The 21,122-nt window shown below is 29.3% G+C and carries 17 protein-coding genes, 1 tRNA gene and 1 pseudogene; 18 read left to right on the forward strand and 1 reads right to left on the reverse strand.

Annotation, left to right across the window (positions count from 1 at the left end; all coding sequences use genetic code 11):
• Positions 1–32: 32 nt before the first annotated feature.
• A complete protein-coding gene (gene asd, locus BCHRO640_RS00375) occupies positions 33–923 on the reverse strand; it encodes an archaetidylserine decarboxylase (RefSeq protein WP_015344373.1) in 891 nt (296 codons plus the stop codon).
• A 707-nt stretch (positions 924–1,630) separates the two neighbouring features.
• On the opposite strand from asd, the gene orn reads away from it, so the two are divergent.
• The 18 genes and pseudogenes from orn to tamB all read left to right on the forward strand — a co-directional run bounded on the left by orn (position 1,631) and on the right by tamB (position 21,083).
• Positions 1,631–2,194, forward strand: a complete 564-nt coding sequence (gene orn, locus BCHRO640_RS00380) for an oligoribonuclease (RefSeq protein ID WP_015344374.1) — start codon at positions 1,631–1,633, stop codon at positions 2,192–2,194.
• Between the two features lie 129 nt (positions 2,195–2,323).
• Positions 2,324–2,399 (forward strand) — tRNA-Gly (locus BCHRO640_RS00385).
• A gap of 598 nt (positions 2,400–2,997) precedes the next feature.
• Positions 2,998–3,471: a tRNA (adenosine(37)-N6)-threonylcarbamoyltransferase complex ATPase subunit type 1 TsaE gene (gene tsaE, locus BCHRO640_RS00390; RefSeq protein WP_420021783.1), complete on the forward strand. Its 474-nt coding sequence runs from the start codon at positions 2,998–3,000 to the stop codon at positions 3,469–3,471.
• Positions 3,472–3,497: 26 nt separating this feature from the next.
• A complete protein-coding gene (locus tag BCHRO640_RS00395; protein ID WP_236608103.1) occupies positions 3,498–4,739 on the forward strand; it encodes an N-acetylmuramoyl-L-alanine amidase in 1,242 nt (413 codons plus the stop codon).
• A 261-nt stretch (positions 4,740–5,000) separates the two neighbouring features.
• Positions 5,001–5,915, forward strand: coding sequence for a tRNA (adenosine(37)-N6)-dimethylallyltransferase MiaA (gene miaA / locus BCHRO640_RS00400; protein ID WP_015344377.1), 915 nt, complete (start codon positions 5,001–5,003; stop codon positions 5,913–5,915).
• A 90-nt stretch (positions 5,916–6,005) separates the two neighbouring features.
• Positions 6,006–6,245, forward strand: a pseudogene (gene hfq / locus BCHRO640_RS00405) (RNA chaperone Hfq); the annotation flags it as partial.
• Positions 6,246–6,412: 167 nt separating this feature from the next.
• The gene (gene hflX / locus BCHRO640_RS00410) at positions 6,413–7,699 is read left to right on the forward strand and encodes a ribosome rescue GTPase HflX (RefSeq protein ID WP_015344378.1); all 1,287 of its coding nucleotides are present in this window, start codon (positions 6,413–6,415) and stop codon (positions 7,697–7,699) included.
• Between the two features lie 57 nt (positions 7,700–7,756).
• The gene (gene hflK, locus BCHRO640_RS00415) at positions 7,757–9,052 is read left to right on the forward strand and encodes an FtsH protease activity modulator HflK (protein ID WP_015344379.1); all 1,296 of its coding nucleotides are present in this window, start codon (positions 7,757–7,759) and stop codon (positions 9,050–9,052) included.
• Positions 9,053–10,081: a protease modulator HflC gene (gene hflC / locus BCHRO640_RS00420; protein ID WP_015344380.1), complete on the forward strand. Its 1,029-nt coding sequence runs from the start codon at positions 9,053–9,055 to the stop codon at positions 10,079–10,081.
• A 161-nt stretch (positions 10,082–10,242) separates the two neighbouring features.
• Positions 10,243–11,541, forward strand: a complete 1,299-nt coding sequence (locus tag BCHRO640_RS00425) for an adenylosuccinate synthase (protein WP_015344381.1) — start codon at positions 10,243–10,245, stop codon at positions 11,539–11,541.
• Between the two features lie 236 nt (positions 11,542–11,777).
• Positions 11,778–12,521, forward strand: a complete 744-nt coding sequence (gene rlmB / locus BCHRO640_RS00430) for a 23S rRNA (guanosine(2251)-2'-O)-methyltransferase RlmB (protein WP_015344382.1) — start codon at positions 11,778–11,780, stop codon at positions 12,519–12,521.
• A 169-nt stretch (positions 12,522–12,690) separates the two neighbouring features.
• The gene (rpsF, locus tag BCHRO640_RS00435) at positions 12,691–13,044 is read left to right on the forward strand and encodes a 30S ribosomal protein S6 (RefSeq protein WP_015344383.1); all 354 of its coding nucleotides are present in this window, start codon (positions 12,691–12,693) and stop codon (positions 13,042–13,044) included.
• A gap of 231 nt (positions 13,045–13,275) precedes the next feature.
• On the forward strand, positions 13,276–13,503 hold the full coding sequence (gene rpsR / locus BCHRO640_RS00440; protein WP_015344384.1) for a 30S ribosomal protein S18: 228 nt from the start codon (positions 13,276–13,278) through the stop codon (positions 13,501–13,503).
• Positions 13,504–13,557: 54 nt separating this feature from the next.
• Entirely contained in the window at positions 13,558–14,019 is a 462-nt protein-coding gene (gene rplI, locus BCHRO640_RS00445; RefSeq protein ID WP_015344385.1) for a 50S ribosomal protein L9, read from the forward strand.
• Positions 14,020–14,310: 291 nt separating this feature from the next.
• Complete coding sequence (cysQ, locus tag BCHRO640_RS00450; protein ID WP_015344386.1) at positions 14,311–15,066, forward strand: 3'(2'),5'-bisphosphate nucleotidase CysQ; 756 nt, start codon at positions 14,311–14,313, stop codon at positions 15,064–15,066.
• A 418-nt stretch (positions 15,067–15,484) separates the two neighbouring features.
• A complete protein-coding gene (locus BCHRO640_RS03370; protein WP_236608104.1) occupies positions 15,485–15,682 on the forward strand; it encodes a hypothetical protein in 198 nt (65 codons plus the stop codon).
• 74 nt (positions 15,683–15,756) lie between these two features.
• Positions 15,757–17,247 carry an autotransporter assembly complex protein TamA gene (locus BCHRO640_RS00455; protein WP_236608105.1) on the forward strand — a complete coding sequence of 497 codons (1,491 nt, stop codon included), beginning with the start codon at positions 15,757–15,759 and terminating at the stop codon, positions 17,245–17,247.
• Positions 17,244–21,083, forward strand: coding sequence for an autotransporter assembly complex protein TamB (gene tamB, locus BCHRO640_RS00460; RefSeq protein ID WP_015344388.1), 3,840 nt, complete (start codon positions 17,244–17,246; stop codon positions 21,081–21,083). Before BCHRO640_RS00455 ends, tamB begins: the two co-directional genes overlap by 4 nt.
• Positions 21,084–21,122 lie beyond the last annotated feature (39 nt).

Here is a 21,122-nt window from a genome sequence, read left to right on the forward strand (position 1 = left end):
ATGATTCTGAAAAATATATAATGTAATGTAAATTATGTATGATTATTTTTTTGACTATGTCCGTGCGCTAAAGGCATTCCAATACGGGCAATATCATACGGTTGTAGTAGATTGTTTAAAATAACTTTTTTATCACCGAACAAATTAATAACAGTAGATCCTAACTTAAATAAACCCATTTCATGTCCTTTTTGTAATATTATTGAATCATCGGTATTTGTGTTATTTGATGAGTAACGCCAATGTCTAACAATACCTTCTCGTGGAGGGGTAATGGTGCCTAGCCATGTAGTTTCAATACTCCCTACTATTATAGCCCCAATTAAAATTTGAGCCATATAGCCAAAATCTGTTTCAAATAAACAAATGACTCTTTCATTGCGAGAAAATATATTAGGCATGTTTTTAGTAATTTTTGGATGTACTGAAAATAAATTACCGGGTATATATAGCACTTCACGGAGTGTGCCTGTACAAGGCATGTAGATACGATGGCAGTTTTGTGGGGGTATATAAATAATAACGAAACTTCCATTAATAAAATAGTCAATGATATTGTCATGACCTGCTAGTAACCCATCCAAATGGTATGGGGCATTTTTTACTCGAAATATATTTGTTTGGTTTATTTTTCCTATTTGAGTGATGATCCCATCAGCCGGGATAATTAATGTAGATGGGTTGGTATCGATAGTCCGGGCATTTTTATGTAGCTTTCGAGTAAAAAATGCATTAAACGTTGCATAATCAGTTACATTAGGTTTATCGGATTCTTTCATGTCTATTTTATAAATATGGATGAATAGCAAAATAGTGTAACGTGTTATCCATCCACCTTTCCACGAGGCTCCAAGTCCTACCAAATAAGTAATCCAGTATTTTGGTAGTAAATATTGCAATAAAATCTGTATTTTTTCTAACATAATGTATACCTAATTTGGATGATTAATTTGTAATTATGAGATAGTGATTAGATTATGTATTTCGCTGTTAGATTGTATTGGAAATTCATATTTCTTCCAAAAATAAGTATAACATATAATATGTTATTAATCGCACAAAAGTTATAAAAGTTGTTTACTGGTTCACTGTAGAAATAAAGTTAATTTTATTGTCGATAAAAATCAATGAAGGAATAGTGATGATTAATGATATAGTTTTTATTGATTTTTTAAGAATATATGCAGTTATACATTTTGTAAATGTAGTTACGCGAAATATTTATAGATCATTGATTTATTTTAAATTTGAAATAAAAAGTAATTATTTACGTTTGTAGTATTAAATTTATAGATGAAATTTTTTGTGGTTTGTTAGTAATCAATTTTATTATTTTTGAAATGTTGTAAAAATGAAATTTGTAAATAATAAATCTGTAATTTTATTTAAATAATGCGATGATTTATTTTTTAATATTTGATGTGTGTTTAAAGAATATGTTAATATCAGTCTACAATTTTAAAATTGTAGACTGATATTTATTAGCGTTATATGCAAACAATATTAGATAAATTTCATGAATATTTAACATAATTAAGAATAATGGAATAATATGAATAAAATAATTTAGTACCGCAGTAATGTCATTTATTGAAATAAAGATTCGGTATATAAATGTAAGCGGGGTTATATGCGTGATGACAATTTGATATGGATTGATTTAGAGATGACTGGACTAAATCCAGAATGGGATCGTATTTTGGAAATAGCTACTTTAGTTACCGATAGTAAATTGAATATTTTATCAGAGGGTCCTGTTATATCAATACATCAATCTGAATCTCAGCTGTTATTAATGGATGATTGGAACACACGTGTTCATAGTGCTACTGGATTAATAGAAAAGGTGAGATGTAGTACATTGGATGAGGTTAGCGCATCTAATTTGACAATAAAATTTTTAAGAAATTGGGTCGGTTTTAAAAAATCACCGATATGTGGAAACAGTATAGCTCAGGATCGTATATTTTTATTTCGATATATGCCAGAGTTAGAATCATATTTTAATCATCGTTATTTAGATGTGAGCACGATTAAAGAATTAATGGTTCGTTGGAGACCAGATTTGATATCTGGATTACGGTTACAGAAAACCCATTGTGCATTAGATGACATTCGTGAATCTGTTGCAGAATTAATGTATTATCGCAAGCATTTTATACAATTACAAGATGCCATAAAATTAATAATATAGATATTATTTGAAAGCGTAAGAAAAATCAATTGATAAGATAGTTAGTTGGCGCGGTTGTAAACTGTTGCTAAATATACGATGCAGATTCATTGAAATAATAATTATATTTTTATTTTTTATTTAAAGTGTGCGGGAATAGCTCAGTTGGGAGAGCACAACCTTGCCAAGGTTGGGGTCGCGAGTTCAAATCTCGTTTCCCGCTCCATTTTAGTATTTGCTTTTATATCATTGATTATCATTATGTATTTTAATTCCAAATGAAGTTTAAAATAAGTGCACTATTAATATATTTTAGAGTGGTTAATTATATATAAATCAGGAATTATTTGTTGTTTAAAAATAAATTGAGCATGCATATTTATTGATACGATAATGATGAGTTTGACAAATTGATGGATAGCGAATATGACAAAATTACTTGCAGTCTTATGACTATATAATGTACGATTTTTTCAATATATTTGATTAGACATTTATTTGTCTCTTACTCTTTATATCAAATTGCAACATTGATATAAAGAGTAAATCATTTTCTGGTATAATCTATAGTAATAGAAATTAATTTTAAATGTGTATAAAATTATTATTTTTTAATTCTAATTAAAAATTTATTTAATGTAGAAAGATGTAATTAGTGTTTTTTATGATTTTGTATTTGTTATATAAGTTTTATATATATTGTTATGTATCTATAAAAATTAATTGAATAATAAGTGATTATGTTGATATCTTTTATATTATTTTACTTATAAAAATACTGTGATGTATAAGTTCTTAAATTCATACTAATGATGAAGAAATATGTGTTGGTATTATCTGATGAATTAAAAACTCTGTCATTAGGTGCTACTTTGGCTTCTGTTTGTGTTCAAGGTTGTGTGATTTATTTAAATGGTTATGTAGGATCAGGAAAGTCTGTTTTTTGTAAGGGATTTTTACATGCATTAGGACATAATGGCCATATACAAAGTCCTACTTACACTTTAATTGAATCTTATATTTTGAAACATTGGCGTGTGTGTCATTTTGATTTTTATCGGTTAATTTCTTCAGAAGAACTGGAGTACATGGGAATTAGAGATTATTTTGATGGGCGTACTATATGCTTAATAGAGTGGCCAAAACAAGGAATGGGAATTTTACCGAAAGAAGATATTTCAGTCACTATAAATTATCATGATCATAAAGAATCTAGGAAAGTCATTATAAAATCTTTTAGTAATTTAGGTCACAAAATGTTAGATGCTTTGTTAGTACGCTGGAAGTTAGACGCATGAAGTTAAAATACGAAATAATTTTCGTAATGACAATATTTTCAAGATATTTATGTGTTGAACCAGTTATAGCATCAACTCTTAGTTCAATCTCTGTTACCAATAATGCAAATCAAGCTACAGTAACATTAGACAGCGTTGTTGTTCCCGTGTATATGATATTTTCCTTACATAACCCTGAAAGAATTGTAATAGATCTTTTAAAAACATCTAAAGTTCAAAAAAATATATTTCCAATAAATTTTAATGGCACTAATTTAGTCAAATGCATTCGAACAAATACATCTCTTAATCACCAAAGTATACGTATAGTATTAGATCTAACTTCTCCTTCAAATATAGGAACAGTAACACAAAAACAAATAAAAGAGCATTATAGTATTATATTAACAATTTTGAAAAAAGAAATATTTACTATTCCTGAGGTAAATACTCGCAAAATATCGCCCATTGTGCATCGTAAAATTCATGTTAATTCAGGTCAAATGATAAATAATCAAAAGAGAATAATAGATACACGATTTAGAAAAAATCAGAATCACAATAAGACATTATCTCCTATTATTGTAGCTATCGATGCTGGACATGGAGGGCAAGACCCAGGAGCTACAGGTCGCCATGGGATATATGAAAAAAATATTACAATTAATATAGCTAAAAAACTAAAAACATTATTGGATTTAGACCCGAGTTTTAAAGCTGTTATGATTCGGGACGGAGACTATTTTTTATCGGTCATGGAACGTTCTAATTTGGCTCGAAAAAGAGAAGCAAATGTATTAGTGTCTATTCATGCAGATTCTTCTTTAAACACTAATGTTAGAGGGGCATCAGTTTGGGTGTTATCTAATCGTCGTGCTAAAAGTGAAATGATACATTGGTTACAACGCAGCGAGAAACACGCAGAGTTATTGGGAGGATTGGGAGATATACTAACTAGTTATCATAATGATCCGTATTTTAATCATTTAGTTTTAGATTTGCAATTTGGTTACGCTCAACGAGCAGGGTATGATATTGCAGCACATGTTTTACATCAATTAAAAAATATTACTCCTTTACATAAGGATATACCTGAGTATTCTAGTTTTGGTATATTACGATCTCCTGATATCCCTTCTATTTTAGTAGAGACTGGATTTATTAGTAATGTAAAAGACGAATTTTTGTTGGTTAGTAGTGGATATCAAGAAAAAATAGCTAATGCTTTATACAAAGGCTTACGTGCTTATTTCATAATGTCACAACGAAAATTATTAGATCATTCATAATCTTAAAAATATATATTTACTGTAAATTAATAAATAAAAAAGCAACAATTATTATATTAAATAAGTTATTATACATTCAGTATTTTTCAGCAATAATGATTAATATTTATTGCATATACTTATATGTATAAGAGTTAACGCGTGTCTCGAAATAATTGAATTTTTTGATAAATTATAGAAATGATTGCAGGTAGTAACATTTTTGATTTTATATAATTCAGGGAGAATTTTATTAAACATCAACCATTAGTTATATTTTTAATGGGTCCTACGGCTTCTGGAAAGACAAGTTTAGCTATAGCTTTAAAGAAAAGAAAAGAAAAAATAGATATTATCAGTGTTGATTCGGCTTTGATATATCGTGATATGGATATCGGTACAGCTAAACCTGTTGCTGAAGAATTAAAACTAGCCCCGCATAAATTGATAAATATTCGTGATCCAGTTGAATGTTATTCAGCGGCAGATTTTTATTGTGATGCGGATAATGAAATGGAAAATATTATACAGTCTGAACATACACCTTTGTTGGTGGGTGGAACGATGTTATATTTTAAAACTCTGCTAGATGGGTTATGTTTTTTACCCGCAACTAACCAAAAAATTCGTGATGATCTAGAATATGAAGCAAAAAGAACGGGATGGGTAAATATACACGATTTATTAAAACATATTGATCCGATTTCGGCCAACAAAATTCACTTAAATGATCATAAGAGAATAATCCGAGCATTAGAAATTTTTTTTATTTCTGGTAAAACATGGACAGAATTAAAATTAATTAATAATCAAAAACTGAAATATCGATTTCATCAATTTGCTGTTGTTCCATCAAGTCGTGATTTATTATATAAACGAATTGAGGAACGTTTCCATAGAATGTTAGATATTGGATTTGAAGATGAAGTTATCAAATTATTTAATCGATCTGATTTACATACAAAAGAAGTAAAATCGTCCATTTCTTGTGTAGGTTATCGTCAAATGTGGGAGTATTTATCTGGTGATATTAACTATAATCAGATGATAATTAAAGGAATTTGTGCTACCCGGCAACTTGCGAAACGACAATTAACCTGGTTGCGTAGATGGCCGAATTTATGCTGGTTAAATAGTGATAATTTATCTGCTGCAACTGATAGTATATCGAAGATATTAATTGAAAAATCTATCTAATATATAAAATTTAAAAAATTAAATTTGAAGTTATTTGCTTAATTTAGACCGTTTAGAATAATATAAAATTAATTTTTAAGGAAATTGAAAATGCACAAAGTTCAATCATTACAAGATCCATTTTTGAATGTATTACGTCGTGAGCGTGTTCCGGTTTTTATTTATTTGATAAACGGTATTAAATTACAAGGAGAAATTGAGTCTTTTGATAAATTTGTGATTTTGTTAAGAAATACAGTGAATCAAATGATTTATAAGCATGCTATATCTACTATTGTTCCTTCCCGTGTTGTTTCATATTATGTTGGTCGCGCTGGTAATCACACTACATTCTGATCGTTTTTTTAGGGATTTTTAATCTTTTAAAGTATAATTATGTATTAAATGCAGTATTACCGAATACTATTAAGTATGATATACTATATAATATGTGATAACTTCATCATATTTGATGAAATAAGTATAACTTATTTGTAGAATTTGTGGAGTAGCTTTTATTGTGTGATTCGGGTTATTCGGCTAATCAATCTATTTTAGTCCATACTTTTTTTGCTAAAGAAAAACAAAATGAAAATTTCAATTTACAGGAATTTTTATCCTTGGCATCTACGGCAGGCATGGAGGTATTGGATATTCTTACTAGTAATTGTAAAACTTGTAATGCTAAATATTTTATCGGGATCGGAAAAACATTAGAACTTGAACGAATGATTAGGAATAATTCTGTATCTATTGTGTTGTTCAATTGTATTTTGTCTCCTCATCAAGAACGGAATCTTATGTGTTTATTGAAATGTAAGATTATTGATAGAAATCAACTGATTCTCAACATTTTTGCGCAACGTGCACGTACGTACGAAGGTAAGTTGCAGGTGAAATTAGCTCAACTGAGGCATTTAAATTCTCGTTTAGTACATGAGTGGAGTCATCTTGAACGCCAAAAAGGAGGTATTGGTTTACGAGGGGGAGCAGGAGAGATGCAATTAGAAAGTGATCGCCGTTTATTACGCAAGGAGATGAATCAGATTTTATTGCGTCTAAAAAAAATAGAAAATCAACGAGAACAGGGTAGACGACATCGTGTTAGAATTGGAGTACCTACTGTTTCTTTAGTAGGATATACAAATGCTGGAAAATCTACTTTATTTAACACAATGACCGCATCACATGTGTATACATCATCGAAACTGTTTGCTACTCTTGATCCTACCAGTAGACGTATTGTATACAAAGGTATACATGATATTATATTAACGGACACGGTAGGTTTTATTCAAAATTTACCACGTGGTTTAATATCTTCTTTTCAGGCGACTTTAAAAGAAACAGTACAAGCAACTCTATTATTACATGTTGTAGACGTTTCTGATGAAAGATTTGAACAAAATATTAACACGGTACATTGTATTTTAAGTAATTTAAACGTTCATAATGTTCCAATGATTTTGGTGATGAACAAGATAGATCGATTAAAAAAAATAGTACCACGTATTGATCGAGATAATCATGGTCGTCCAATACGGGTTTGGATATCAGCTCAAAATAATTTAGGTCTTTCTTTATTGCTACAATCTATTAATGAATTGCTATCAAACTATATGATTTCTTATGAATTACGAATGCCTATAAGTAACGGTTTATGCGAGAAGTTATATAAATTACAAGTTGTTAAACAATATTGGGTTGAAGATCATAATTATATTAGGTTAAAAATATATTTATCTTCTGTAAATTGGGGTCGTTTATTAAAAAATAATAAATTATTGATGGATTATATTGTTTAATATTTTTAAAATAAAGAAAATATATATAGATCACTCATATAATGTGTGAGGAAAAATATGATTTGTAATTATCTTAATAACTATAAATATATTCATGATCCATGGGGGCATCATGATAAGAATGATGTAGGTCGTCCTTCTATTGAAGATAAGAATAAATCTGAATTTAATATATTAGATTCAGATAAATATTTGGATAAAATAACTGATAAATTAAATATATTTAGAAAGAAAAATAAGGATTCAGAAAAATTTCCTAAAAATAAAAATTTTTTTATAACGTTAATGTTAATTATTGTTGTTTTTGCGTGGATTATTAGTGGTTTGTATACGATTAAAGAAGCAGAACGCGGGGTAGTTTTAAGATTTGGAAAATATCATCATTTAGTGCAACCAGGTTTAAATTGGAAACCTACTTTTTTTGATGTTGTCATTCCAGTAAATGTAGAATCAGTACGTGAATTAGCAGCTTCTGGCATGATGTTGACTTCAGATGAAAATGTAGTCCGAGTAGAGATGAATGTACAGTACCGCGTAACTGATCCAAAAAACTATTTATTTAACGTTATTGATGCTGACGATAGCTTGCGTCAAGCTACTGATAGTGCTTTGCGTGGAGTTATTGGGAAATATAATATGGATCGTATTTTAACAGAAGGGCGCACGGTGGTACGTAGTGATACTCGAAGAGTGTTAGAGAAAACGATACACCCTTATAATATGGGTATTACTTTATTAGATGTAAACTTTCAAACAGCTCGCCCCCCAGAAGAGGTAAAAGCAGCATTTGATGATGCTATTGCTGCCCGAGAAAATGAACAACAATATATTCGCGAGGCTGAAGCTTATGCCAATGAAGTACAACCACGAGCCAATGGACATGCGCAACGTATTTTAGAGGAAGGGCGAGCGTATAAAGCACGTACTGTCTTAGAAGCACAAGGTGAAGTACAAAGATTTACTAAAATTTTGCCAGAATATAAAGCAGCTCCTGAAATTACTCGTGAGCGATTATATATTAATTCCATGGAGCGTGTGTTAAGTAATACTAGAAAAATATTTGTAAATTCAAAAGATACGCAGAATGTACTATTGTTACCTTCAGGTCAATTAAAACAAATTAAAGATAACAATGATATTGTATATTCTGATAGTATTGATAATACTGATGATGCTTTAAACTTAAATCAAATATGTGCTAGTACTGATGCTAACATGAATAATGTACAGTTAATATCAAAAAATAGCCATCTGTCTCGTCATACAAATTCTATACCTAAAGAAAAAGTATTAGACCAAAGACAGGCTAATGTACAACGTGTTGATATTGCGCGCAAAGGGAGAGAGTCGTAGATGATACGAAATTTTTTTTCATTTGTAATATGTGTAATAGTAATATTATTTTTTTCTTTATTTACGATAGAAGAGGGGCATAAGGGTATTATATTGCGTTTTGGTAAAGTATTACGCGATGCAGATAACAATTCATTAATTTACAATCCAGGATTGCATATAAAAATTCCATTTATTGAGACAATAAAAATTTTAGATTCACGTATTCAGACTATGGACAATCAAGCAGATCGCTTTGTTACTATGGAAAAAAAAGATTTGATTATTGATTCTTATGTAAAATGGCGTATTAGCGATTTGAGTCGATATTATTTAGCAACAGGAGGGGGTGATATTAGCCAAGCAGAAGTACTGATAAAACGAAAATTTTCCGACCGTTTACGTTCAGAATTAGGGAGATTGAATGTTCAAGGTATTGTAACAGATTCTCGAAATAAATTAATGACCGATGTACGTGCATCGTTAAATCATGGAACTTCAGGAGAGGAAGCGTCAGGATTTCGTTGTAATAATGATATTAAAAAGTTTCATTTTCATTCGAAAAATTATGACTCGTCAATGCAAGAACAATATCGTGTTTCTGATTTGGTTAATCCAAATAGTATGGCTGCATTGGGCATTGAGATAGTGGATGTACGAATCAAGCAAATTAATTTACCAACAGAAGTATCTGATGCAATTTATCAACGTATGCGTGCGGAACGCGATGCTGTTGCTAGACGTCATAGATCACAGGGACGAGAAGAAGCGGAAAAATTACGTGCTACAGCAGATTATGAAGTAACACGTACTCTAGCTGAGGCTAAACGTCAGTCATTAATCATTCGGGGTGAAGCTGACGCAGAAACTGCTAAACTATATGCTACTACTTTTAATGAAGACCCTTCATTTTATGCTTTAGTACGTACCTTACGTGCATATGAAAATAGTTTTAAGAAAAACAATAATGATCTTATGGTGTTAAGCGCAGAAACTGATTTTTTACGTTTTATGAAATCACCAAAAAGTACTACCGGGCTTAATAATTAATGATGTAGTTAAAGGTGTTCGCATATTCTTGGATAGTTATTATTCGTTATGTTTGATATATAGAGTATAGAGCAAATATTATATATGGTGTATATCATCGGAACTATATATTTAATTTTGTCACAAATAGTTAATTTGAATTAAATAGGCGACTTTAAGAAATGGCTAGAAGTATTGTTGTGTTAGGAGCTCAGTGGGGTGATGAAGGTAAAGGAAAAATAGTTGATTGGTTAACTTCCCGAGCGCAATATGTAGTCCGTTATCAAGGAGGGCACAATGCTGGCCATACTATTGTAGTAGACCAGCAAAAAATAACTCTACATTTAATTCCTTCTGGAATTTTGCATAATCATGTTACTGCTGTTATTGCTAACGGTGTTGTATTATCGCCATTTTCTTTAATAAAAGAAATGAAAATGTTACTAAAACTAGGCGTGTCAACGTGTAGGCGCATATTTATTTCTGCATCTTGTCCTCTGTTGCTACCTTATCATGTAGCAATGGATTTGGCTAGAGAAAATCATCATATCTCTAAAGCTATTGGTACCACTGGGTGTGGTATTGGTCCATCATATGAGGATAAAGTTGCGCGGCGTGCTTTACGAGTCAGTGATTTGTATAATCTGAAATATTTTAAAAATAAGCTGAAAGATGTTGTCGATTATTATAATTTTCAATTAGTTCATTATTATAAAACGAAGCCTATCAATTATCAAATTGTTTTAGATGAAGTTATGTCGATATCTGATATACTGATAGATATGGTTGTCGATGTACCTGAGTTATTAGATGATGCCGCAAAACGGGGTGATTCAGTAATATTTGAGGGAGCACAAGGTAGTTTATTAGATATTGATCACGGAACATATCCTTATGTTACTTCCAGTCATACTATTGCTGGGGGTGTAAGTGTTGGTGCGGGAGTTGGGCTTAATTATATTGATTATGTTTTAGGTATTGTAAAGGCGTATTCTACTCGTGTGGGATTTGGTCCCTTCCCTACAGAATTGTCAAATGATATAGGTAATTGGTTATGTATGAATGGAAATGAATTTGGTTCTACTACTGGTCGCCGTCGTCGTATTGGTTGGTTTGATGCGGTATCAGTACGGTATTCTGTAAAAATTAATTCTTTTTTTTCGTGTTGTTTAACAAAGATTGATGTTTTAGATGGCTTAAAAGAGCTAAAAATTTGTATTGCATATCGCAAGAAAAATGGAAAAGTAATACACAATTTTCCATGTTCTTTGGAAGAACTAGAAAATTGTGTACCTATATACGAAATATTACCTGGGTGGATGATAAGTACCGTAGGTATCACGGAATTCCATCAACTTCCTAAGGAGTCACAGCTGTATGTAAAACGTATAGAAGAACTTATTGGGGTTCCTATACATATTGTTTCTACGGGCTCAGACCGTGCTGCAATAATAATATTACGTAATCCATTTGATTCTTGATTAGTAGTATGAAGAAATTAATATCTTATTTTGAATAGAAGATTATTTGTGTTGTTAATAAATATTAAACTATATTTCTAATTATATTAGACATACAGTTACGGTAAATAAAATATTTAAATAAAGCATCTTAATTATATTTCAACTGATGCCTTTCATAATAATAGTATATAAAAAAATACTTTAAAAATTTATTGCAATACTGTGTGTTAAAGTAATTTATTTTAATAAATGAAATGAGTGAATTAGTATACGGCATACATGCAGTAAAATCGGTTTTAGATAATTATTCACATCGAATTGTGTCTGTATGTATCATGCAGAAATCTAAAGATTTGCGTTTGAAATTGTTAATTGATCAAATAAAACAACGTCGAATTAGCATTCGAGAATGTAGTCGTCGCCAGTTAGATATTCAAACGCAAGGTGCATTGCATCAAGGTATTTTTGTTAAAATAGTTCCAAATGATTGTATGCAAGAAAATGCTTTACCGAATTTTTTAATGCAATGTAAAACTACACCATTATTAGTGATATTAGATGGCGTGACTGATCCACATAATTTGGGTGCATGTTTGAGATCTGCAGATGCAGCTGGGGCACACATAGTTATTGCACCACGTAATCGTTCAGCATGTTTAAATGGGACGGTTAGAAAAGTGGCTAGTGGATCTGTAGATAATATACCTTTTATGCAAGTAACTAATTTAATTAGAACGTTACAATTACTTCAAAAATATAATATCTGGATTATTGGTACTGTAATGCAATCTCAACGTCTAATTTTTAACAGCAAATTAACTAGGCCATTAGCTTTTGTAATGGGTTCTGAGGGAAATGGTATTCGTTATCTGACTCAGAAAAAATGCGATGAACTAGTTACGATCCCAATGTTAGGAGTTGCGACATCGCTGAATGTTTCAGTAGCTACGGGAATATGTTTGTTTGAAGCATTAAGACAGCGTTGGAAATATAAATAATGATGATTGAAATGATATATGATATGGTCACTTCATAGAAGATGAAGTTTTCGAATTTATATAAAAAATCATTTAAGGATAAACACGTAAAAATATAAATATCTATAATTTTTAAGAATGTTGTTACGTTCAATATACTGGAAGATTTATAATGAAAGGAAAATAATATATGCGTTACTATGAAATAGTTTTTATGGTACATCCTGATTTTAGTGAACAAATATCTAGCATAATCAATCGCTATACAACAATTGTTACTAATGCTCAAGGCAAAGTCCATCGCATAGAAAATTGGGGACGTCGCCAATTAGCATATCCAGTTAATAAGCTTTGTAAAGCTTATTATGTTTTATTAAATATAGAAGTATCGCAAGATACTGTTAAAGAATTAAATGATGATTTTCATTTTAACAAAAATATTATACGTAGCATGATTGTACGAACTAAATATGCGGTCGTTGAACCATCTCCTATGATGAAAAAGATAGAAGAAAACCAAGAGCATCATGCAATTAATATATAGTATAATGAAGTACATATGGGATCAAGTATGATGTATAAGGTTGATAGTTGTATTTAATATTCAGTATTGTGCTGGTCTAGTGTGGTTTTGTAAATTTTTTGTAGTAAAAATAATAATTGCAAGTATAGAAATATATTGATCAGATCTGTAATTTGGAGAAAAAAACAATTTTGATTGTAAAAAAAGTTGATTGCATTTATATATATTTTATAATGAACTATGGAGTTAATTATGGCACGTTTTGTACGTCATCGCAAATTTTGTAGGTTTACAGCGGAAAAATGCATTAATATTGATTATAAAGATCTTGTCACAATACAGCATTCTATTATAGAAAGCGGAAAGATTATTCCAAGTAGAATTACTGGAACACGAGCAAGATATCAAAGACAGTTAGCGCGTGCTATTAAAAGAGCGCGTTATCTGTCTTTACTACCGTATACTGACCATCATCAGTAAAGTGTAATTCTTTGTGAATGAATATGATTGGTATATTTTATAATGGAAATAACAATGAAGATTATTTTACTGGATAATATCGATAAACTTGGAAATAAGGGATCAGAAGTTGTTGTGCGCTCAGGTTATGCCCGTAATTTTTTAATACCAAAATCTAAAGCAATGCCAGCTACAAAAAAAAATATTGAAATATTTAAAGCGCACCAGCTTGAGTTACAAGCTAAAGCTATAGAGGCGCAAACTCAGGCTGAATTTTGCGCAAAAACCATTAATAGATTAGGTAGTATTACTATTAAAGCTAAATCAGGTGTTGAAGGGAAATTATTTGGTTCCATCGGTTCTCGTGATATAGCTACTGCAATTACAGAAGCTTCTGGTTTTAATATTTCTAAATCTCAGATTAGATTACCTAATCATGATGTATTAAGAACTATTGGTACATATAGCATAAATATTCATATTTATAATGATATTTTTTCTACAATAAATGTCATCATCCTTGATGAAATAGTATAGAGTAAATAATTATAAGTAATAAAATAATTTTTATCATTATCTATCTTAATAAAAAAATTATTAAATTTTTTAGTTATTGTAATACGAAAATATTAAAGTATATATGTTTTGTTGAAAGAGATATAAACATGAATGTGTGTATTTTTTATTTCAATTAATAATTATAGTATATAATTGCTTAAAAATAAAGTTTATATTTTATAAATCTATTTTTATACTGTCTTTTCGAATTTATGCTACGGAGCACGCAAAAATTTATTAGGGATATACATGATGATTTTTTATCATAGAATGGTTGAAAAAATAAGTTGTATTGCTCGTAAAGCTGGAATAGAAATTATGAGGATTTATAATGGAGGTTTAAAGTTAAACGCGTATAAAAAGTTAGATACATCTCCTGTAACTAATGCTGATTTGTTTTCTCATAAGGTGATTGTGTATTATTTAAAAAATTTAACACCTGAAATCCCAATTTTATCTGAAGAAGATATTACTACATGGCGGAAATGTAGAGATGGAAGTTGTTTTTGGCTAATAGATCCTTTGGATGGAACAAAAGAGTTCTTATTACGCAATGGTGAATTCACTGTTAACATTGCTTTCATTGAGTACGGTCAACCTATTATGGGGGTAGTGTATGTTCCTGTGTATAATGTGTTATATGCTGCAGATAATGGACAAGTATGGAAGATTAATGCTAGAGGAGAACGTATAAACATAGCAGTACGTATGTCTCATTATCCAATTATAGTGATGAGTCGTAGTAATTTTTGTTGTGATCAATATAAGTTATACAATTTTTTAAACAGGTTGAAAGACTATAAAATTGTTAATATTGGATCTTCATTTAAATTTTGTTTAATAGCAGAAGGTAGTGCTCAATTTTATCCAAGGTTTTCTTGTACTAAAATTTGGGATACGGCCGCTGGTCATGTAATAGCTAGAACAGCTGGTGCCGTTGTTAATGATTGGAATGGTAATCCCTTGCATTACAAAAATATCAATCAGTCTTTTTTAAATCCTGGTTTTCAAGTTTCATTGTATTGATTGATTATATTGTATTAATAATAATTATTTATATTAATTAAATAAATAATTACTATTAATGTTTGGATTTTTTAATTTGTAATATTATTTGTCAGAATCGTCAGAGTAAGGTATTCATAAAATTTACACAAAAAATATGACATATCCATGTTGAGTTCGTATATTAGTTGTTGTAGATGTAGAAAAAATACAGATGTTATGTTATTTATATAATAAATATAATTATTATTTTTTAATTTATTAAAATGTCTTTTCAAATGGGTTTTATTTTTCAAAATTATAAAATATGTGTATTTTACATTTAATAATGTGTGAATTATATATTATGTTTTTACAAGGTTTAAATATAAATATAGTGTATTAATGGAGTATGAAAATTACTTTATTTAAAGTTTTGATATAGTCAAGGATTCGATATATGTTTAAGGATCTTAAAAAGTATATGATAATACGGTTGTATTTAATAATATATTTTTTTATGCCATTGATATGTAATAGTAGCATTAATTTACAAGTAGAAGGATTAAATAGTGAGTTAGATTATAATGTACGTCAAAAATTATTAAATATACATACTAATGTAAAGTATGTAGATTCAGATTTAAAAAAAAAATAGACAATGCAATTAGAACTGGACTACGCCCACTAGGTTATTACGCCCCAACATTGATTTTTTTTCCACTTAAGTCTTTGAATAAAAATTCTGATCTATTAGTTATTAAAGTTGAACCTGGGGATCCAGTTGTAGTTACTGAAGTAAATGTTGTTATACGAGGAGATGGTGTAAAGGACGTTGATTACCAGAAAATAATAAAAGATAGCAAATCTTTTATTGGGAAAAGATTGAATCATAATGATTACGAACAATTTAAAAATAAACTATATAACTTAGCTTTATTTAAAGGATATTTTGATGCCAAGTTCCAAAATAGTCAACTTATTGTCATTCCTTCTCGCTGTCAGAGCATTTGGAACATAGATTTTTATAGTGGCCAGCGTTATGTTTTTGAAAGAATTAAGTTTCATGGTAGTCAAATTAAAGAAGATTATTTAAAAAATATATCCAACATACGATCGGGAGAATATTACAGTGCTACATCCGTTATGGAATTAAATCGCCGATTTTATTACACTAATTGGTTTGAATCAGTATCGATTTCTTCAGATTATATGCGTTTTCAACAAAAAAAAAAAATAAAATTAGATATTTTTCTCTATCCTTGTGCAAAAAATAATTTTGCAACCGGATCTGGTTATACTATCGACACAGGCCCTAGAACTAAAATCATTTGGAAAAAACCGTGGATTAATGCATATGGACATAGTTTAGAAACTAACTGTAGTTTATCTAAGCCAGAACAAGCTTTTGATTTAAGTTATAAAGTTCCACTGGTTTCTAATCCACTAGAAGAATACTATTTATTGCAAGGAGGGTTGATACATGAAGATACACATAATGTTCAGTCTAGTATTATAACTATAAATATAGCTCGTTATTGGAATTGTTCTCATAAATGGCAACGTTCAATTAATGTGCATTGGCACTTTAATCATTGTTCTAATAATTATATCATTAAAAATGTAATGTTAATTTATCCAGGGATAAATATATCTCGTATTCGAAAGCGTGGAGATATAATACCGTATTGGGGAGATAGCCAGCGTTACTCAATCAATATATCTAATAATTGTTGGAAATCGGATGTTAATTTTATTGCTGTGCAAGTTCAAAATATTTGGGTTAGGACGTTATTAAAAAAACATCGTATTTTGGCTCGTGGAAACTTAAGTTGGATAGATACCAACAATTTTTCATCTGTTAATTTAATGTTGCGATTTTTTTCCAATGTAAATAATGGTATCCGTGGATACAAATATAAATCTTTATATCCTTATGATAATTCTGAATCTTTTGTAGGTATCGCTACTAAACTTATTACTACTACGTTTGAATATCAATATAATGTAATTAATAAATGGTGGGGAGCTATTTTTATAGATGCAGGAGAGATTACCAATGATATCAAATGGAATAGTTTTAAATCTGGTATAGGTATTGGAGTGCGCTGGCAATTACCAATAGGTCCTATAAAATTGGACGTAGCGACTCCATTAATTCACAAAGGTAAGATAAATCATCATTTTTTATATTTATACGTCAGTTTAGGACCAGATTTATGATTTTTGTAAAAAAAATCTGTGTTATTTTTTTATTATGGATATCAATAGTATGTGGATTTTTTGTGTTTTTATTAGGTACTAATATAGGAACATATTTAATTTTTACAGGCATTACGTATTGTATTCCTGGTTTAGAATTTGATTCTGTTTCTGGCAGTTGGGGTAATTTTAATATAACTCATGTAGTATATGAAACCTCGATAGGTGTAATTAACATTAATAAATGTGATGTTTTTTTAAATCTAAAAGACATATGGAATAAAAAAATATATATTAATCATCTTTTTTTGGAAGATGTTTGTATAAAAATAAAAAAAAATGATGCGACGAACAAATCACATAAAAAATACGAAAGGATAGAAATAAATAATATTCGTTCTATCCCATTTGCCATAATATTAAAGAATATAGTATTGAATAATACTTGTATTCATTTAAATAACATTACGTTTGAAGTAACGAAATTAGATACTGAATTAACATTTCAAGATAATTTATTGACAGTTTTACCTGTAAATATTAAAGGGGCAGTTTTAAATATTCCAGATGTAAATACATCAAATATAGCAACCAATGCGATAGATATATATAAGTATAGTAATCAACGGAATATAAAGTATTTATTGAAATCATTTTCTAGTAAATTATTAACAAAATTACCTTCTTTTAATTTTCCTATAAATATAGTTCTAAAGGATATAACAGGAGAGAATTTTTATATTTTTGATAATAATAATTCTTATATTATTAATTATTTTTATTTACAAACATATTTATATAATCAAACTGCAAATATTAACTTAAATCTTAAATGGCCATATGGATACCTTAATGTAATAGGTAGCATAATATTTAAAGAATATTACCCAATAAATATAACCCTCAATTATACGAAATATCATTTTAATACTAGTAGTAATTCTACCAATATAAAGAAAAAAGACGTAAGTAAAATAAAATTAGTTATCGTAGGAGAATTATATAACGAGGTACGTCTTTGTTGTGATTTTTTAGGTGTTATTTCTACAGTACATGTATTATTAAAAACTAAGATAATACAATCCGGAATGCCTATAACTATATCTATAGTTGGTAGAAAAATACCACTTTCTTTTTTAGGAAAGAATGATTCTTTAATAGAAGAGCTCGATGTATTTGTCAATGGTGAAACAAGAAATTATTCCATTCAGATAACGTCTCAATTAAGTAGCGCTCAATTTTCATCATTAGTACATATAGTTATGAACGCTCAGGGAGATGTGAATAGTTGTTCTATTTCTAAATTAAGAATGACTGTATTAGAAGAATATCTTGATATACAAGGAATGGTTAATTGGTCGGGTGATATGATTAGTTGGAACAGTGTGTGTGCGTTAAACAAAATAAATATTTTTCAAAAGTGGTTAAAATATCCTATAAATTTGTCAGGTAACATCAATATGCAAGGACACGTATATTCTGACGCTTGGGATATAACAATATCTGATTTAAATCTTAATGGGAGTATAGAAAATAATAATATTTCATGCATAGGTGTATTATACAATAATTCAACTGGTACATGGAAAATACCCGCATTACTAATTAAATGGGGTCCTAACGTGTTAAAAATACAAGAAGACTTGAAAAGAGATTCTATTTTTAACATTGTGTTGGAGGCTCCAGATTGCAACGTGCTGATACCTGGATTAAACGGTAGTGTATATGGAAAATTTAAATTATATAGTCCCGTTAAATATTCTCCTAGACTGTTGTTAAATATTGATGCATGTTCTTTGTATTGGCATGAAAAAAACCTTTTTTTTGAAAAAATAATGATAAACGGGGATATTTGTTATGATACCGTTATACAAAGCAAAATTTTTTTTCAAGCAAATCAGATAAAATGTGGAATTGTGTCGTTATGTAAATTAATTATACAAGGACAAGGTAATATTAAAGAACATTATTTAGATTTAGTTGCTTATGGCGATATGTTATCTGGTCAAGTAAAACTTTTTGGAAATTTAGATCTTTTTCATAAAACTTGGCATAGTAAAATTAAAAAAACAAACATTGTTACCTCAATAGGAACATGGAAATTAATGCAAGATGTTGTTCTTACTTATCAATATTTAACGCGAAAAATTATCCTTGATTCACATTACTGGGAAATTGTTGATTGCACCATCCCTATTTCTTATGTTTTAAAGGAGAATATATTGAATACAGTGAATGATGCATTCAAAAATTTTAATGTAGTTTCTTTAAAGATTTTATTGCCAAGATTAATGAACATGCATACTGTTCGTATATATTGTACAGATTGTTATTGGATATTAGGCACCTTATTACCTAAGGGTATAATTTCATTTTCAGGAAAACAATTTAACATCCAATCTTCTATTGAAGAGCCCGAAATTTTTCCGATTACAATAAATAACATAACTGCAAAAATCGTATTGACACAAACTGCTTCGTATTGCAAGTGGTTTATGAACATTGGAGATGATGATCAAGTCCATGGATTATTTAAAATAACTAAATTACACAATACATCTAAATTAGCAGGAAATATACATATTAAAAATGTTTCGTTAGTATCTTTTTGTAATTCATTGATTTCGTTACAAGAACCTATACATGGATTGTTAAATTTAAATCTTTATTTTTATGGATATAAACGTCACCTAAAAATTTATGGCACAGCTCAATTAAAAAATTTTAATGTTAATAAACCTGATACGCTATTTTTTGTAAAAAATGGTCAATTATTTATAAAATTCTTTGGAGATCATGCTGTATTAAATGGAACAATAGATACAGATTATGGATATAGATTGCATTTAAATGGGAATATTATGAATTTTGATTCTATTAGTAATATACGTGCATTTTTTAAAATACGAGGTAACCAAATTAATTTTTGTATGTCACCAGAAATAAAAATGAAGATATCTCCTGATTTTAATTGTACAATTACTCCAGAAAAAATTCATATAGAAGGCAATGTTGTAATCCCTTGGGCTCATATTGAAGTGAAGGAGTATTCAAAAAATATAACAAATATTTCTTCAGAAGAAATTTTGCTAGATGATAATCTCCAACTTATTTTAAATAATTCTAAAAATTTATTTATTTCTTTTTCTGCTAATATTAACGTGTGTCTTGGTAATGATGTTAATTTTAACGGATTGGGTTTTCGTACAAAATTAAGAGGTAATTTAGAAATTGAATACAATAAAAATCATTTGGCATTAACAGGCCATATTGATATACCTTCTGGTTGTTTTCAAGCATATGGACAAAATTTGATAATACGAAAGGGACAATTATTGTTTTCCGGAGCGATAAACCAACCATATATCGATATTGAAGCAATTTGCGATCCTTCTAGTATTAAAGAAGGGAGTATAGTTGGTATACGGATTACTGGTACTTTTAGTCAACCAAAAATAGAAATTTTCTCTGATTCATTATCCCTTTCTTCACAAGAGATAACATCTTATTTATTGGGCGATAGTAAAAATGTAATTCCTTTGAATACAGATACGAATATAGTAACATCGTTGTTAATCGGAGCAACTGTTAGGAATAGTGAGAAGTTTATTAACAAAATAGGAAAGATATTTGGTGTTCAAGATTTAACATTAAATACTCAAGATATTAGTACTGCCCCGTTAGTTGCGTTAAGTGGATATATTGCTCCTGGCCTACAAATTAAATATGGAATTGGCATTTTTGATTTATTGACAACAATAACAGTACGTTATTGCTTGTGTTCGCAACTATATTTAGAAGTTACTTCAGGAAGTAATCAACAAGCGGTTGATATATTATATAAGCTTGATTTTTAGTTTTTTATATTTGCGTATACCCAATACCAATATACTTAA

It is taken from the genome of Candidatus Blochmanniella chromaiodes str. 640, from assembly GCF_000331065.1.
In the GTDB taxonomy this organism is placed as follows: domain Bacteria; phylum Pseudomonadota; class Gammaproteobacteria; order Enterobacterales; family Enterobacteriaceae; genus Blochmanniella; species Blochmanniella pennsylvanica.